Raw genomic sequence first — 14,773 nt, 5'->3', positions numbered from 1 at the left:
ATAGACCTAACGTCGATTTCCTTGTTCTAAGTCAAATTAGTTGACTGTCACTTCTGCCATTACCCATATATAGTGGTTGTAGGAATTCAAACATCTATATGTAGTAGTTATCCACAAAACCATCCACACCTCCCTCGCAGCCCTTACCCGCTGCGGCTTGCCTTGTGGATAAGATTTCTTGTGGATAATTATTACCGGCTACAGGAGCAGGCATTGTGAAAACAGTAGTGATTAAACGGGACGGTTGTCAGGTACCTTTTGATGAGGTGCGGATCAAGGAAGCCGTCGAACGCGCAGCCTTGGCTGTTGACGTTGTGGACGCAGATTATTGTGCAACTGTTGCCCGTGTGGTCGCTCAGACGATGGAAAACCAGCCTAAAGTTGATATCCGCGACATCCAAACTGCGGTAGAAAACCAACTGATGGCCGGTCAATACAAGCAGTTAGCCCGCGCCTATATTGAATATCGCCATGACCGGGATATCTCGCGGGAGCTGCGTGGTCGCCTGAATCAGGAAATCCGTGGATTGGTTGAGCAAAGTAACAAAGCGCTGCTTAACGAAAATGCCAATAAAGACAGTAAAGTGATCCCCACCCAGCGCGATCTGCTGGCCGGTATTGTGGCGAAACACTATGCCAAACAGCATATCTTGCCACGGGATGTGGTGTTAGCGCATGAACGTGGTGAAATCCACTATCACGATTTGGATTACGCGCCCTTCTTCCCAATGTTCAACTGTATGTTGATTGATCTCGATGGCATGCTAACCCAAGGCTTTAAAATGGGTAATGCGGAAATTGAACCACCGAAATCCATTTCTACCGCCACCGCAGTGACCGCACAGATTATCGCGCAGGTTGCCAGCCATATCTATGGTGGTACAACCATTAACCGTATCGATGAAATTCTGGCCCCGTTTGTCACTGAAAGTTTTAACAAACATAAATCTGTGGCTCAAGAGTGGCAAATTCCTGATGCCGCCGGTTATGCCATGTCGCGCACCGAGAAAGAGTGTTACGACGCCTTCCAGTCGCTGGAATATGAAGTTAACACCCTCCACACCGCCAATGGTCAGACCCCCTTTGTCACTTTCGGTTTTGGCTTAGGCACCAGTTGGCAATCGCGCATGATCCAGCAGGCCATTCTGCGTAACCGTATTGCCGGTTTGGGCAAAAATCGCAAAACCGCGGTATTCCCGAAACTGGTGTTTGCTATCCGTGACGGTCTTAATCACAAGTTTGGCGATGCCAATTACGATATCAAACAGCTGGCGCTGGAGTGTGCGACTAAACGCATGTACCCGGACATTCTAAATTACGACCAAGTAGTAAAAGTAACCGGTTCCTTTAAAACACCAATGGGTTGCCGCAGCTTCCTCGGAGTGTATGAAGAAGAGGGTAAACAGATCCACGATGGCCGTAATAACCTCGGGGTTATCAGTCTCAACCTGCCACGTATTGCGCTGGAAGCCAAAGGCGATGAAGCCCAGTTCTGGCAATTACTGGATGAACGCCTGCTGTTAGCCAAGAAAGCCCTGATGACCCGTATTGCCCGTCTGGAAGGGATTAAAGCCCGTGTGGCTCCGATTCTGTATATGGAAGGGGCTTGCGGCGTGCGCTTACAAGCCGACGACAACGTTTCTGAGATCTTTAAAAATGGCCGTGCATCCATCTCGCTGGGCTTTATCGGTATCCATGAAACGGTTAATGCGCTGTTTGGCCATCAGACCCATGTCTTTGATGACGAAAAATTGCGTGAAAAGGGCGTGGCTATCGTCGAACGGATGAGACAAGCAACAGACACCTGGAAAGATGAAACCGGCTACGCCTTCAGCTTGTACAGCACACCAAGTGAAAACCTGTGTGACCGTTTCTGCCGCCTTGATACCGCTGAATTTGGTGTGGTGGACGGCGTCACCGACAAAGGCTATTACACCAACAGCTTCCATCTGGATGTTGAGAAGAAAGTTAACCCATACGACAAACTGGACTTCGAAGCACCTTACCCACCATTGGCGAACGGTGGCTTCATTTGTTACGGCGAATACCCTAACTTGCAGCACAACCTCAGAGCGTTGGAAGATGTCTGGGACTACAGCTACAGTCGGGTGCCTTATTACGGTACTAACACGCCAATTGATGAGTGCTACGAATGTGGCTTCACCGGTGAATTCTCTTGTACCAGTAAAGGTTTTACCTGCCCGAAATGTGGCAATCATGAGCCATCGAAAGTCTCGGTAACCCGCAGAGTATGTGGCTATCTGGGGAGCCCGGATGCACGACCATTCAATGCCGGTAAGCAAGAAGAAGTGAAGCGGCGCGTGAAACATCTGGCGAACGGACAACTGGGCTAACCGCTTAATACGATATTACCCAAAGTAATTGGAGTTGCAGGTAGCCGGCAAGCGAACTCATCCCGATGAACTTACATAGTAGTCAAGTGATTCGGGTTTGCGAACTCAGCCAACACCCCCGCAGCGCCAAGTACAAAGGGAGGCACTGATTATAAATTACCATCAATACTACCCGGTCGATGTCATCAACGGCCCCGGCACCCGCTGCACGCTGTTCGTCTCTGGCTGCATGCACGAGTGTGTGGGTTGTTATAACAAAAGTACCTGGCGACTGAATTCGGGTAAGCCATTTACTCGTGAACTAGAGGATCAGATAGTGGCTGATCTCAATGACGCCCGCATCCATCGGCAAGGGTTATCCCTCTCCGGCGGTGATCCACTGCACCCGCAAAACCTGTCTGCGATACTGCAACTGGTTAAGCGAGTGCGTAATGAGTGCGATAGCAAAGATATTTGGGTCTGGACGGGCTACACCCTGGCTGAACTGACCGACGAACAACAGCAAGTGGTTGATCTGATCAACGTGTTGGTTGACGGCAAATTCGTGCAAGATCTAAAAGATCCCTCGCTTATCTGGCGTGGCAGCGGTAATCAGGTTATCCATCACCTGCGTTAATTGGCAAAATTATAGGTCAAAGTAGCATTAAACCGCCAATCACGGCGTGTGCTATCACTGGGGAGGTCGCCAATCGGCCTCGCCCCTTCCAATGACAGTGAATAGTGTTTGTTGTCACCAAAGGTCACCCCAACGGCATATGAAGCCAGCTTCTTCGCGGGGAAAATGGCAGAGTTGTACCACGTGTGGGCTGTATCCAAAACCACATAAGGTTGGACCGTCTTCAACCAGTTGCCCTGTTCCCGGTTATGCAGATAGCGCATTTCTACCTGCCCGCCATAACCATAATCCCCGGTTGCGTCACTGTCTGGATAACCACGGCCGAAGCGCAGTCCGCCAAAAGTGACATGCTCGGCCTCGGGTAAATCATTGTCCGACCAATCCCCTTCTGCCGAGGCACTCAAGCGCCATTTCTCGTCCATCAGATATGCCCCGTCACCGGTGAGTTTCCAGCGGGTAAAGCCCAAGTCGCCCCACGGTACCGAACTGGATGCCAGAGCACCATTGATCCCTTTGCGCACACTGGCGCGGGTGCTCCAATAAGATTGGGTATATTCCTGATAACCCGCCAGTGCTAATTCAGCCGCCGGATAACGCATTCGCTGATTCTGCTCTTCTAAATCCAGCAAATAATTATTAACAGTATTAAATCGGGCGCGAGTTTTTAAATTGTAACTTTTCTCTAGATAATCTACGCCACCACTCAGGGTCCATTGCCGCTTGCGCGTTAATTGCAATGGATAACTCAATACCACACCACCGGTATATTGCGTCTGCTCGGAACGCGTTGATAAGGTAATATCTTGCGGATACAATGTCAGTACATCGGTATAGTCTTTGGGAACCTGCTTATAATAGCTGCCACGGGTTTGTAGTAATAATCCATTGCTCCCTAGATATTGTTGATAGTTTAAACCAAGATATTGGTCGCGATTTTTACTGTCGAGCGGTAATAACGTCGCCACACCAAATTGTTCGGCATAGGGTGTAAATCCACTTAAGGTTGCATTAAGTACACCACTGTATACTCCTTTGCGACTATCCAGCGCAGTACTAACATTCCAGTTACGTGGATGTTCGGCTTTAACGTCCAGTAGTGTCGCGCCATAAATATTATCCGGGTTTTTAGCCGTGGCAATGATTTTGGTATCTGGGGTCCGGCTCATCAAAATATTGTAGCGTTCAAAGGTGTCCTGCGTCAGTGGCTTCTCTGCCATGATGCGCTGTGATAGCTTGGTTAGCCAGCGGCCTATCGCAACATTTTCACTTTGAATCCGCGTATTGGCAATGTAACCCTCAACCAAGCCTATTTTTACCGTGCCATTAATAAAGTTATCTGAGGGTAAATAAGCATAAGAGAGAATATAACCGTCTTGCTGATATAATGTAGTAATAGATTGAGTTGCCACCAATAAACTCTTTAACGGTACTTTTTTACCAATATAACCGTTGAACGGTTCACGAAGTAACTTAAGATCATAACGTGTACCGCCAATAAATTGAATATGCTGCACATCAATTAAGGTTTCAAGTGTTAACTTAGCATTGGGAGCAGACACTGAAATAGCAGGTGGTACTGTTCGTGTGGTTTGGGGCTTAGCAATGTCACGTGATATTCTGGACGGATTATTCTGATCAATCAACATGGGAACCGTATTGGCCCATGCACTATATTGCCATATACCACCAGTGCCAAATAACAATAACAGCCACACTCTATTATTCATAGAATATTTCCTTATGCGCACATTAAATTATAATTTTAATAGCCTATTTTTATTATCGTCAGACAGCGAGGCTCTCCCCAGAGAGTAAGGGAGAGCAAATCTCATTATATTTTTAATTGGTTTTTGGTTTTAATATTCCGCCCAAGCCTCCCCCCGCACTGGCATTTGCGTTAGCGGAGACGCCCGCAGTCAACCCACCGGTAATGCCACCAACGGTGTTAGTCACACCTGCCAGCAACCCGCTATTACTGCCACCGGTGCTGGGAGTCAAGGTCGTGGTAACGCCCGCCAATAAGCCATTCGAACCGCCAGTTGACGCTGGAGGAGTGACCAGACCACCGGCCCTCTCAACTGCCTGCCCGGTGCCTTGTAATACCTGGCCCACTCCCGCTAAGGTTGGCACACTCGTACCCACTTGTGTCCCCGTCGCCGCAACGGTGCCGCCGACCGCGGTCAATAAGTTATTAACCGGTGCGCCAATCCCCGTGGTTGCACCTACGGTTTGCGTAATGTCTTGTACCTGACCCACCACCGGCGTCACTATGCCGGTCGCTGCGGTCGTCAACTTACTGGTGGTACCGGTTTGCAGGTCTTGCGCCAGCCCATTACCAATGGACGTTACCGCACCACCGGTCTTATCCACCAGCCCACCTGCCGTACTAGTAACACCGCCCAATGGTGTATTAGCAGCGATACCTGAGACCGTGCCTCCCAATCCTGAAACACCAGTACCGACATCAGCGACAGCTTTCGGTACACTGGCGGCTGTCGTGCCTAAAGCATTAGGATTATTTCCTAATTGGCCGACGCCATTCTGTAATCCGGTCCCAACCTCACTGACTGCATTACCTGCACTGTCAACCACGGTGACCAAACCACCACCGACGATTGGCAAGCTGCCGACAGGTGTTTGGCTGACAACATCACTGACCGTATTGCCGACACCATCTACGGCGGTACCGACACCACTAACCACATTCCCGACCGCGGAATTATTCGCGGTTGTCCCACCACCGTTATCTGTTCCTCCGCCCGTTCCGCCGCCAGAGCCAGTGCCACCATTACCATCGCCGCCACTGCCATCACTACCAGAACCAGTTCCACCGGCGGCCTGACCCGTATTATTCTTCGCAGTATTGTGAGAACCACCACCACTTCCACTACATGCCGCAAGTGAGCTGGCAAGCAATATTACCAAACTGATTGTGCTCAGACGGCTGATATTATTAGGGCTCATAGCATAACCCCCCAGAGAGAACGCCACAGCGGCGTGAAATAACCATAAGAGACACTTATGTTTCACTCAAGTTAAGGTAATGTTTATTTTTTGTTTTAAATGAAAATTTATCGGCTGGATATGTATCATTTTGATAATGCGATAAAACTTTTTCTTATAAAAATCTCTATTTTCTCAATAAAACCCGCACCGATAAACGCAAAAACTTCATCGTTCCGCCATCTCAGCTTAACCCTACTGTCATCAAAAACAGCCAGCATAGCGGTGAGATCACTTACCGGTTATCACTATGACTATCCGCCATCTGCTCGTCCGTTTTGCTACTTCTGTTGCTTCGCTGCGGCTAGAAACGGCCATGAGGGGGATAGCACTGAGAGGGTATATCTACCATGCACTTATCTAGACCACCGACCAGCTACCCCACCCGCTATCAACAAATTGCGGCCCAATTAGAACAGGAATTGCGTGGTGCCTATCGTTGTGGCGATTACCTGCCTTCTGAACAACAACTGGCTGATCGCTATCAAGTTAATCGCCATACCTTGCGTCGGGCAGTGGATGAACTGGTTGAACGTGGCTGGCTACAACGCCGCCAGGGCATCGGCACGCTGGTATTAATGCGCCCGTATGACTATCCACTGCATGCTAATGCTCGCTTTAGCCAGAACTTGCTGGATCAAGGTAGTGACCCCACCAGTGAGCGCTTACTCGCAGTCTTGCGCCCGTGTATAGAGCATGTAGCCAAAGCGCTCTCACTGGCAGAAGGCACCACCGTGATCCATTTACGTACTCTGCGGCGGGTTAATGGCGTACCAGTCTGTGTTATCGATCACTACCTGCCAGACCTGCGCTGGTGGCCTGCTTTACAACAATTCAACTCCGGTTCATTGCATCAATTCATCACCCAGCATTTACAACAACCACTGAGTCGTAGCCAAACCCGCATCAGCGCACGTCGTGCGCAGGCAAAAGAGAGCCGCTTACTCGAGATTGCGACTCATGCGCCGCTGCTCTGTGTGCGAACCTTAAATATCTGTGTTGATAGCCAGCAGGTGGCGGAATACTCCGTCAGCCTGACGCGGGCCGACATGATTGAATTGACGATGGAGCACTGAATGGAAACTCGCCATACCACTCGGCAAAACTGGATGTCGGTGTTAGCCCACTGCCAGCCAGCAGAGTTGCTCGCTCACTGGCAAGCCTTGAATTTATCACCGGAATATCAGGTGATCCGCGCCCCAGAGATAGGTTTAAACCAATTACAGGCCCGGATGGGGGCTACTGGTCGCCGTTTTATCCTTGGTGATATGACCATAACGCGTGCCGTTATCAAGCTTAACGACAGCACGGATATTTATGGTTACAGCTACATTGCCGGGCGTAATAAGCCTCATGCCGAGCTGTGCGCCGTGCTGGATGCCTTGTTACAACTCTCCACCGTCAAGGGTAAACCCGCCGGGTTGAATGAATTATTGCTGAAAACCGTGATTCACCCACTGGCCGCAATACAACAAGAACGGCGGCAATTACGCGCTGATGCTATCACCGCCAGTAAGGTTGATTTCTTCACCTTGGTGCGGGGAGAGGACTGATGAACTTATTAACTCATTTTGAGCATCCGGTGGATGATGCGCAGCACACTTTTCGTCGTATTCTCAAAGCGTTGAGTGAACCGGGCGTGCTGGTAACACTGCCCCATGCTACCGGCTGGCAACCACTGAACCCAGCAACCACCAGTGTTTTGCTCACGCTGGCCGACCAAGAGACGCCACTCTATCTCGACGCAGCACTTAATAGTGACAGCGTGCAACACAATGTGCGTTTTCATACCGGTGCGCCCCTAACGACATGCGGTGATAAATCCTCTTTTTCATTATTTAATAATGAGATAACAGCAGAGCAACTCGCTACCTGCCCGGCAGGTAATGAACTCTCACCGGAACAATCCACTACGGTGGTGATTCAGACCGACAGCCTACACCACGGCGTGCCATTACGGTTACGCGGGCCAGGTATTGAACACAGCCGCACTGTTGCACCACACCTGCCCGCCACCGTCTTGAATTATCTGCTTAACCGCCCTGCTGCATTTCCGGCTGGCATCGATTTTCTGTTTACCTGTGGCGAGAACCTGATGGCAATCCCACGAACCACCCATGTGGAGGTGTGCTGATGTACGTTGCAGTCAAAGGGGGCGAAAAAGCGATTGCAGCAGCCCATCAATTGCTGGAACAGCAACGGCGTGGCGACAGCCAGATCCCGGCAGTCGATTGCGAGCAAATTGAACAACAACTCGGTCTGGCGGTTGATCGGGTGATGACCGAAGGGGGCATCTATGATCGCGAGCTGGCCGCACTGGCAATTAAACAAGCCAGTGGTGACTTGGTGGAAGCCATTTTCCTACTACGCGCTTACCGCACAACCTTACCCCGTTTGGCTGTCAGTCAACCGCTAGCAAGCGAGCATATGCGGCTAGAGCGTCGTATTTCAGCCATTTACAAAGACTTGCCTGGCGGGCAAGTGCTCGGTCCAACCTATGATTACACCCACCGGCTGCTGGATTTTACCCTGCTGGCCGCAGGCGATGCACCGCAAGCGCGCAACGATGGCGAAACATTATCCGATGACTTATTACGCAATAACTGTGCCCATGTGTTTGATTTATTAGTTCAAGAGCAGCTTGCCCTGACAGAGCAAGATGACGGTACTCAGCCGGAAGATATCACCCGAAATCCTCCTGTTTACCCCTGCAATCGCTCGGCCCGGTTGCAACAACTGGCCCGTGGCGATGAAGGTTTTCTGTTGGCGCTAAGCTATTCCACGCAACGCGGTTATGGCCGCACCCATCCCTTTGCCGCCGAGATCCGCACCGGTCATCTGAGCGTTTCAATTCAACCGGAAGAACTGGGATTTGCTATTGATATCGGCGAAATTTTGCTGAGCGAATGCGAGATGGTAAATGGCTTCGTCAGCCCGGAATCAGAACCACCGCACTTTACACGTGGTTATGGTCTGGTGTTTGGCCGTGGTGAGCGCAAAGCGATGTCGATGGCGCTGATGGATAGAGCCTTACAAAGCCGCGAATATGACGAAAAGGTCACCAGCCCGGCGCAGGATGAAGAATTCGTGCTCTCCCATGCCGATAATGTCGAAGCCGCGGGGTTTGTTTCTCATCTTAAACTGCCGCATTACGTAGATTTTCAAGCGGAACTGGAATTGCTAAAACGCCTGCGTCGTGAGCACTTACTCGCCTCGCAACAGCCATCCTCTCAAGAACAGGAACCACGCCATGACTGAGGTTCTCACCGGTTATAATCTGGGATACCTGGATGAGCAAACCAAACGGACTTTACGCCGCGCGCTGCTAAAAGCAGTGGCGATCCCCGGTTATCAAGTGCCGTTCGGCGGGCGGGAAATGCCGATGCCTTATGGTTGGGGCACCGGTGGCATTCAATTGACCGCCAGCCTGATTGGCCGCAAAGATGTATTAAAAGTGATCGACCAAGGGGCAGATGACACCACCAATGCTGTCTCTATCCGCCGTTTTTTTCAGCGCGTCAGCGGGGTGACGACCACCGAAAGCACTGTCGATGCCAGCTTGATCCAAACCCGGCATCGCATTCCTGAAACACCACTGAGCGAAGATCAGATCCTTATCTATCAGGTGCCGATCCCAGAGCCACTGCGCTTTATCGAACCACGCGAAACCGAAACGCGCAAAATGCATGCGCTGGAAGAATACGGCGTGATGCAGGTAAAACTGTATGAAGATATCGCCCGCTACGGCCATATCGCCACCACCTACGCCTATCCGGTCAAAGTGAACGATCGCTACGTGATGGACCCTTCACCGATCCCAAAATTTGATAACCCCAAAATGCACATGATGCCCGCGCTGCAACTGTTCGGGGCCGGTCGCGAGAAGCGGTTATATGCCCTGCCTCCCTTTACCAAGGTGGAAAGTCTGGATTTCGACGATCACCCATTTACCGTGCAGCAATGGGATAAACCCTGTGCCTTGTGCGGCTCGCGCCACAGCTATCTTGATGAAGTGGTGATGGACGATCAGGGCAGCCGAATGTTTGTCTGTTCTGATACTGATTTTTGCCAGCAGCAACTGGCGGCACAAGAGGTAAATATTCAATGATTTCCGAACAGGTTATTTCATCATCCGCAGCCGCTCACCCACTGCTATCAGTGGAGAATCTCACACACTTGTATGCGCCAGGTAAGGGGTTTAGCAACGTCTCTTTCCAGCTCTATCCCGGTGAAGTATTGGGAATTGTCGGTGAATCCGGCTCTGGCAAAACCACCTTATTAAAATCGATTTCTGCCCGGTTGCCGCCACAGCATGGGCAGGTTATTTACCACTCTGGTGCCCAGCAACCAGTTGATTTATATCAGATGGCTGAAAGTCAGCGCCGCTGTTTACTGCGCACCGAATGGGGGGTGGTCCATCAGCATCCACTGGATGGTTTGCGCCCACAGGTTTCCGCCGGTGGCAATATCGGCGAGCGTCTAATGGCTATTGGCCAGCGCCATTACGGCGACATCCGCCAACAAGCAGGGCGCTGGCTGGAGGATGTCGAGATCCCACTATCACGCTTGGATGACTTACCCACTACCTTCTCCGGCGGCATGCAACAACGTCTGCAAATTGCCCGCAATCTGGTGACCCACCCCAAGCTGGTATTTATGGACGAACCGACGGGTGGCCTGGATGTATCAGTACAAGCGCGACTACTGGATTTACTGCGCAATCTGGTGGTGGAAATGCAACTGGCAGTGGTGATTGTCACTCATGATCTCGGTGTGGCCCGGCTATTGGCACACCGGTTGCTGGTGATGAAGGAGGGTCAGGTTATCGAAAGCGGCCTGACCGATCGAGTACTAGACGATCCCCATCATCCCTACACCCAACTATTGGTTTCATCGGTGCTGCAAAACTGACTGTTTTGTCTGTTAACCCGTGAATAGATTAACGAGAGCTCACTATGAATCACCAGCAACGGCATATCAATCACCCACAACTGAGAGTTGAAAATCTCAGTAAAACCTTCGTACTACACCACCAGCATGGTATTCGCTTACCGGTATTGCATCAAACCTCACTGGAAGTGAGTAGCGGTGAATGTGTGGTATTACACGGCCATTCCGGCAGCGGTAAATCTACTCTGCTACGCTCTTTATATGCCAACTATCTGCCAGACAGCGGGCATATCTGGGTCAAGCATCAGGGGGAATGGCTCGACATTGTGGCAGCACCAGCGCGACAAATTATGGAGGTACGCCGTCATACCGTGGGTTGGGTCAGCCAATTTTTGCGGGTGATCCCACGGATCAGTGCATTAAATGTGGTGATGCAACCGCTACTGGAGCTTGGCGTTGAACGCCATATATGCCAACAGCGCGCGCAGGATCTCCTGACTCGCCTCAATGTTCCACCACGCTTATGGGATCTGGCCCCCTCGACCTTTTCCGGCGGCGAGCAGCAGCGGGTCAATATCGCCCGTGGTTTTATCAAAGATTACCCCATATTGCTGCTTGATGAGCCAACGGCATCGCTCGACAGCACCAATAGCGCGGCAGTCGTTAGCCTGATTGATGAAGCTAAACAGCGAGGGGCCGCCATCATTGGAATTTTCCACGATGAGGCCGTACGTAACCATGTCAGTGATCGCTTACTGGTCATGACGCCCTTTCCCGCCGATGCCAGTCCGGAGATACCCGCATGATCCTCAATAACATCAACCTTATTCTTGAAGATCAGGTGGTCAACGGATCGCTCGAAATCAAAAACGGGGTTATCCACAATTACAGTGATCGCCCAACCCAACTCTCTGCCGCCTTAGATGGACAACATGGCTGGCTGTTGCCGGGATTGATCGAGCTGCATACCGATAATCTGGACAAGTTTTTTACCCCACGCCCCAACGTTGATTGGCCAGCTCATTCGGCGATGAGCAGCCATGATGCGCTGATGGTTGCCAGTGGGATCACCACCGTGTTGGACGCAGTGGCGATTGGCGATGTGCGCGATGGCGGGCATCGTCTGGATAATCTGCAAAAAATGATTAATGCGGTGGTGGATAGTCAGCGGGCGGGACTGAACCGGGCAGAACACCGGATTCATTTACGTTGTGAATTACCTCATGAAAGTACTCTACCGCTGTTTGAAGAACTGATGATGCAGCCTGAACTGTCATTGGTATCGCTGATGGATCACTCACCAGGCCAGCGTCAATTCGCCTCCCGGGCAAAATATCGTGAGTATTATCAGGGCAAATACCATCTTAATGATCAACAAATGGCAGAGTTTGAGGAAGAGCAAATCACCCTGTCAGCGCGCTGGTCAGCGCCGAATCGAACAGCGATCGCCGATCACTGCTCTCAGCGGGGCATTGCCCTCGCCAGTCACGATGATGCCACGGCGGAACATGTGGCACAATCACAAGCACTGGGCAGTGTGATTGCTGAATTTCCCACCACGGAGGTGGCGGCCAGAGCGTCACATCAGCATGGTTTACAAGTATTGATGGGCGCGCCAAATATCGTCCGTGGTGGCTCCCATTCAGGCAATGTTGCAGCACACCAACTGGCCGCTATTGGAGTACTGGATATTTTATCGTCTGACTATTACCCAGCCAGCTTGCTGGATGCGGCCTTTCGTATCGCACACGATGCAACCAATAGCTTCACCTTACCGCAAGCGGTTAATTTGGTAACACGTAATCCTGCCAACGCCTTGGGACTACAGGATCGTGGTGTTATTGCCGAAGGTAAACGGGCTGATTTGATACTGGCACGCGCTCATGACAGTGCGCAAAGTAAACATGTTTACGTGCAAAACGTCTGGCGTCAGGGAATACAGGTGTTCTGATGGGGCGCTTAATCTATCTGATGGGGGCATCAGGGGCCGGAAAAGATTGTCTGCTGTCGGCGCTGCGGGCAGCCAATCCGGCAAATATTATCGTGGCACATCGTTATATCACCCGCCAGGCCAATGCCGGGGCGGAAAACCATGTTGCGCTAAGTGAACAGGAGTTTTTACTGCGGGCGGCCCAAGGATTATTCGCGCTGTACTGGCAAGCGCATCAGTATCACTATGGCATAGGTATTGAGATTGATATCTGGCTACAACACGGGTTAGATGTGGTGGTTAATGGCTCCAGAGCTTATCTGCCAGAGGCACAACAGCGCTATTCCGACCAACTTTTGCCGCTCTGTCTGACGGTTTCTCCGGCTATTTTGGCGCAACGATTGCAGCAACGTGGCCGAGAGAACAATGAACAGATCAATGCACGATTACAACGGGCGCAACACTATCAGCAACAGCTACCGGTTAACTGTTTGCAACTGTCTAATGATGGTGAGCTGCACCACACACTGGGGCAGTTACAACAATTACTGCTAGCTCCCCTAACCAGTAAAGAAATGGGGGATAAAAAATGGAACTGACACTGTTAGGCACCGGTTGCGCCCAGCAGGTGCCGGTATTTGGTTGTGACTGCGTGATTTGTGCTAAAGCCAGAGTGCAGCCCGCATTGGGCCGTAAACCTTGCAGTGCCATGCTGCGATATCAGGGGGAAACCACCTTGATTGATGCCGGATTGCCGACACTGGATCAGCAGTTTACTGCGGGGGAAATTCAGCGTTTTTTGCTTACACATTACCACATGGATCATGTTCAGGGGTTATTTCCGTTACGTTGGGGATGCGGAAATTCGATCCCGATCTACGGACCGCCGGATCCAGACGGCTGTGACGATCTGTTCAAACATCCTGGAATTCTGCATTTTCAGCCGCCGATGGCCGCATTCCAGACCCTCCATTTTGGTGACTTACGGGTCACACCGGTGCCGCTAACCCATTCCAAAATAACCTTCGGCTATTTATTGCAAAGCCCCAGCCGGACCATCGCCTATTTAACCGATACCGTCGGGCTACCCGCTGATAGTGCGCTATTTCTGACCAGCAAAAATATCGATCTGCTGGTGCTGGATTGCAGCCACCCGCCGCAGACGCCGCCGCCACGCAATCACAATGATGTAACCATCGCGTTAGCCATTAAGGATTTGCTAATGCCACAACAGACGTTGCTGACCCATGCCAGCCACCAACTTGATCGATGGTTGCTTGACCACCCATTACCGGCAGAGGTGGCAATCGCCCATGATAATCAGACGATTACCCTATTATGATCAACGCTGCTGCATCTGAGCGGAGGTTAAGATTGTCACGCCCTCTTTCGGCGGCGCAAAAGCCTGATCCAGCATCGCCTGTGCGACATCTTTGCCTTTAATCAAGCGCCACTTATCTGGCAATAAGGCAAACAGAGGCGCGCTCAGGCTCTCCATCAAGCGGGGCTTATCGCGCTGACCTGCCAGCATTGAGGGCCGGGCAAAAGTAAGTTGTGGCCAGCCCTGAGCCTGTAAATCACGCTCGGCCTCACCTTTGGTGCGGTTATAAAACACCCATGAGTTGGCATTAGCACCCATCGCGCTTACCAATAGAAAATGCCGTGCGCCCAGCCGCAAGCCGGTTTCACCAGCGGCCAATACCAACCGATAATCCACCAAACGAAATGCCGCCTGGCTGCCAGCTTGCTTACGGGTGGTCCCCAAACAGCAAAAAACCAACTCCACCGGTTGATCCAAGGTTTTCAGCAACTCGCCGATATTTTCACCCTGCGGATTAATCAGTTTATTCATGGCTGGCAAGGGTTTACGGCTAGGTGCAATGATGGATGTCACTCTGGCATCCAAACGTAACAGGCGCAGTAATTCGCCCCCCACCAGGCCACTTGCGCCCAGTAATAATACCTTCGCCATCTGACCTC

The 14,773-nt window shown here is 51.2% G+C and carries 15 protein-coding genes; 12 read left to right on the top strand and 3 right to left on the bottom strand.

All coding sequences use genetic code 11. The features are described 5' to 3' along the window. Positions 1-215 precede the first annotated feature (215 nt). Both nrdD and nrdG read left to right on the top strand, forming a co-directional pair. Positions 216-2,354 carry an anaerobic ribonucleoside-triphosphate reductase gene (gene nrdD / locus ACWJJO_RS02580; RefSeq protein ID WP_372568591.1) on the top strand — a complete coding sequence of 713 codons (2,139 nt, stop codon included), beginning with the start codon at positions 216-218 and terminating at the stop codon, positions 2,352-2,354. A gap of 151 nt (positions 2,355-2,505) precedes the next feature. Further along, entirely contained in the window at positions 2,506-2,970 is a 465-nt protein-coding gene (nrdG, locus tag ACWJJO_RS02575) for an anaerobic ribonucleoside-triphosphate reductase-activating protein (protein WP_083163906.1), read from the top strand. Here the strand turns inward: nrdG and ACWJJO_RS02570 are convergent. Continuing rightward, on the bottom strand, positions 2,967-4,697 hold the full coding sequence (locus tag ACWJJO_RS02570) for a ShlB/FhaC/HecB family hemolysin secretion/activation protein (RefSeq protein ID WP_372568590.1): 1,731 nt from the start codon (positions 4,695-4,697) through the stop codon (positions 2,967-2,969). The genes nrdG and ACWJJO_RS02570 overlap by 4 nt on opposite strands. Before the next feature lie 112 nt (positions 4,698-4,809). Further along, positions 4,810-5,934, bottom strand: a complete 1,125-nt coding sequence (locus tag ACWJJO_RS02565) for a collagen-like triple helix repeat-containing protein (protein WP_481090586.1) — start codon at positions 5,932-5,934, stop codon at positions 4,810-4,812. A 389-nt stretch (positions 5,935-6,323) separates the two neighbouring features. On the opposite strand from ACWJJO_RS02565, the gene phnF reads away from it, so the two are divergent. The 10 genes from phnF (at position 6,324) to phnP (ending at position 14,135) form a co-directional block, all read left to right on the top strand. Then, positions 6,324-7,049 (top strand): phosphonate metabolism transcriptional regulator PhnF, encoded by a 726-nt coding sequence (phnF, locus tag ACWJJO_RS02560; protein ID WP_083160850.1) that lies wholly within the window; start codon positions 6,324-6,326, stop codon positions 7,047-7,049. After that, positions 7,050-7,526 (top strand): phosphonate C-P lyase system protein PhnG, encoded by a 477-nt coding sequence (gene phnG, locus ACWJJO_RS02555; protein WP_083160852.1) that lies wholly within the window; start codon positions 7,050-7,052, stop codon positions 7,524-7,526. Then, positions 7,526-8,107 carry a phosphonate C-P lyase system protein PhnH gene (phnH, locus tag ACWJJO_RS02550; protein ID WP_420072960.1) on the top strand — a complete coding sequence of 194 codons (582 nt, stop codon included), beginning with the start codon at positions 7,526-7,528 and terminating at the stop codon, positions 8,105-8,107. Before phnG ends, phnH begins: the two co-directional genes overlap by 1 nt. Continuing rightward, complete coding sequence (locus tag ACWJJO_RS02545; RefSeq protein WP_481090585.1) at positions 8,107-9,231, top strand: carbon-phosphorus lyase complex subunit; 1,125 nt, start codon at positions 8,107-8,109, stop codon at positions 9,229-9,231. The genes phnH and ACWJJO_RS02545 overlap by 1 nt, the downstream gene beginning before the upstream one ends. Then, positions 9,224-10,081 (top strand): alpha-D-ribose 1-methylphosphonate 5-phosphate C-P-lyase PhnJ, encoded by an 858-nt coding sequence (locus tag ACWJJO_RS02540; protein ID WP_481090584.1) that lies wholly within the window; start codon positions 9,224-9,226, stop codon positions 10,079-10,081. Before ACWJJO_RS02545 ends, ACWJJO_RS02540 begins: the two co-directional genes overlap by 8 nt. After that, positions 10,078-10,884: a phosphonate C-P lyase system protein PhnK gene (phnK, locus tag ACWJJO_RS02535; protein ID WP_372568587.1), complete on the top strand. Its 807-nt coding sequence runs from the start codon at positions 10,078-10,080 to the stop codon at positions 10,882-10,884. Before ACWJJO_RS02540 ends, phnK begins: the two co-directional genes overlap by 4 nt. Before the next feature lie 65 nt (positions 10,885-10,949). Then, complete coding sequence (gene phnL, locus ACWJJO_RS02530; protein WP_005186537.1) at positions 10,950-11,669, top strand: phosphonate C-P lyase system protein PhnL; 720 nt, start codon at positions 10,950-10,952, stop codon at positions 11,667-11,669. Further along, positions 11,666-12,814, top strand: coding sequence for an alpha-D-ribose 1-methylphosphonate 5-triphosphate diphosphatase (gene phnM / locus ACWJJO_RS02525; RefSeq protein ID WP_420072957.1), 1,149 nt, complete (start codon positions 11,666-11,668; stop codon positions 12,812-12,814). The genes phnL and phnM overlap by 4 nt, the downstream gene beginning before the upstream one ends. Then, entirely contained in the window at positions 12,814-13,392 is a 579-nt protein-coding gene (phnN, locus tag ACWJJO_RS02520) for a ribose 1,5-bisphosphokinase (protein ID WP_481090583.1), read from the top strand. Before phnM ends, phnN begins: the two co-directional genes overlap by 1 nt. After that, positions 13,383-14,135 carry a phosphonate metabolism protein PhnP gene (phnP, locus tag ACWJJO_RS02515; protein ID WP_083160864.1) on the top strand — a complete coding sequence of 251 codons (753 nt, stop codon included), beginning with the start codon at positions 13,383-13,385 and terminating at the stop codon, positions 14,133-14,135. Before phnN ends, phnP begins: the two co-directional genes overlap by 10 nt. Here the strand turns inward: phnP and ACWJJO_RS02510 are convergent, their stop codons facing one another. Next, complete coding sequence (locus tag ACWJJO_RS02510) at positions 14,136-14,765, bottom strand: Rossmann-fold NAD(P)-binding domain-containing protein (protein WP_083160866.1); 630 nt, start codon at positions 14,763-14,765, stop codon at positions 14,136-14,138. Positions 14,766-14,773 lie beyond the last annotated feature (8 nt).

The organism is Yersinia antarctica (assembly GCF_056636475.1).
The sequence above is the reverse complement of the archived record's forward strand: the minus strand, read 5'-3'. Positions and strand labels throughout refer to the sequence as shown.

Excerpts from the sequence above, each read along its gene's own strand:
- ACWJJO_RS02570 (WP_372568590.1), bottom strand. The coding sequence starts at position 4,697 with ATGAATAATAGAGTGTGGCTGTTATTGTTATTTGGCACTGGTGGTATA.
- ACWJJO_RS02565 (WP_481090586.1), bottom strand. The coding sequence starts at position 5,934 with ATGAGCCCTAATAATATCAGCCGTCTGAGCACAATCAGTTTGGTAATA.
- phnF (WP_083160850.1), top strand. The coding sequence starts at position 6,324 with ATGCACTTATCTAGACCACCGACCAGCTACCCCACCCGCTATCAACAA.
- phnG (WP_083160852.1), top strand. The coding sequence starts at position 7,050 with ATGGAAACTCGCCATACCACTCGGCAAAACTGGATGTCGGTGTTAGCC.
- phnH (WP_420072960.1), top strand. The coding sequence starts at position 7,526 with ATGAACTTATTAACTCATTTTGAGCATCCGGTGGATGATGCGCAGCAC.
- ACWJJO_RS02545 (WP_481090585.1), top strand. The coding sequence starts at position 8,107 with ATGTACGTTGCAGTCAAAGGGGGCGAAAAAGCGATTGCAGCAGCCCAT.
- ACWJJO_RS02540 (WP_481090584.1), top strand. The coding sequence starts at position 9,224 with ATGACTGAGGTTCTCACCGGTTATAATCTGGGATACCTGGATGAGCAA.
- phnK (WP_372568587.1), top strand. The coding sequence starts at position 10,078 with ATGATTTCCGAACAGGTTATTTCATCATCCGCAGCCGCTCACCCACTG.
- phnM (WP_420072957.1), top strand. The coding sequence starts at position 11,666 with ATGATCCTCAATAACATCAACCTTATTCTTGAAGATCAGGTGGTCAAC.
- phnN (WP_481090583.1), top strand. The coding sequence starts at position 12,814 with ATGGGGCGCTTAATCTATCTGATGGGGGCATCAGGGGCCGGAAAAGAT.
- phnP (WP_083160864.1), top strand. The coding sequence starts at position 13,383 with ATGGAACTGACACTGTTAGGCACCGGTTGCGCCCAGCAGGTGCCGGTA.
- ACWJJO_RS02510 (WP_083160866.1), bottom strand. The coding sequence starts at position 14,765 with ATGGCGAAGGTATTATTACTGGGCGCAAGTGGCCTGGTGGGGGGCGAA.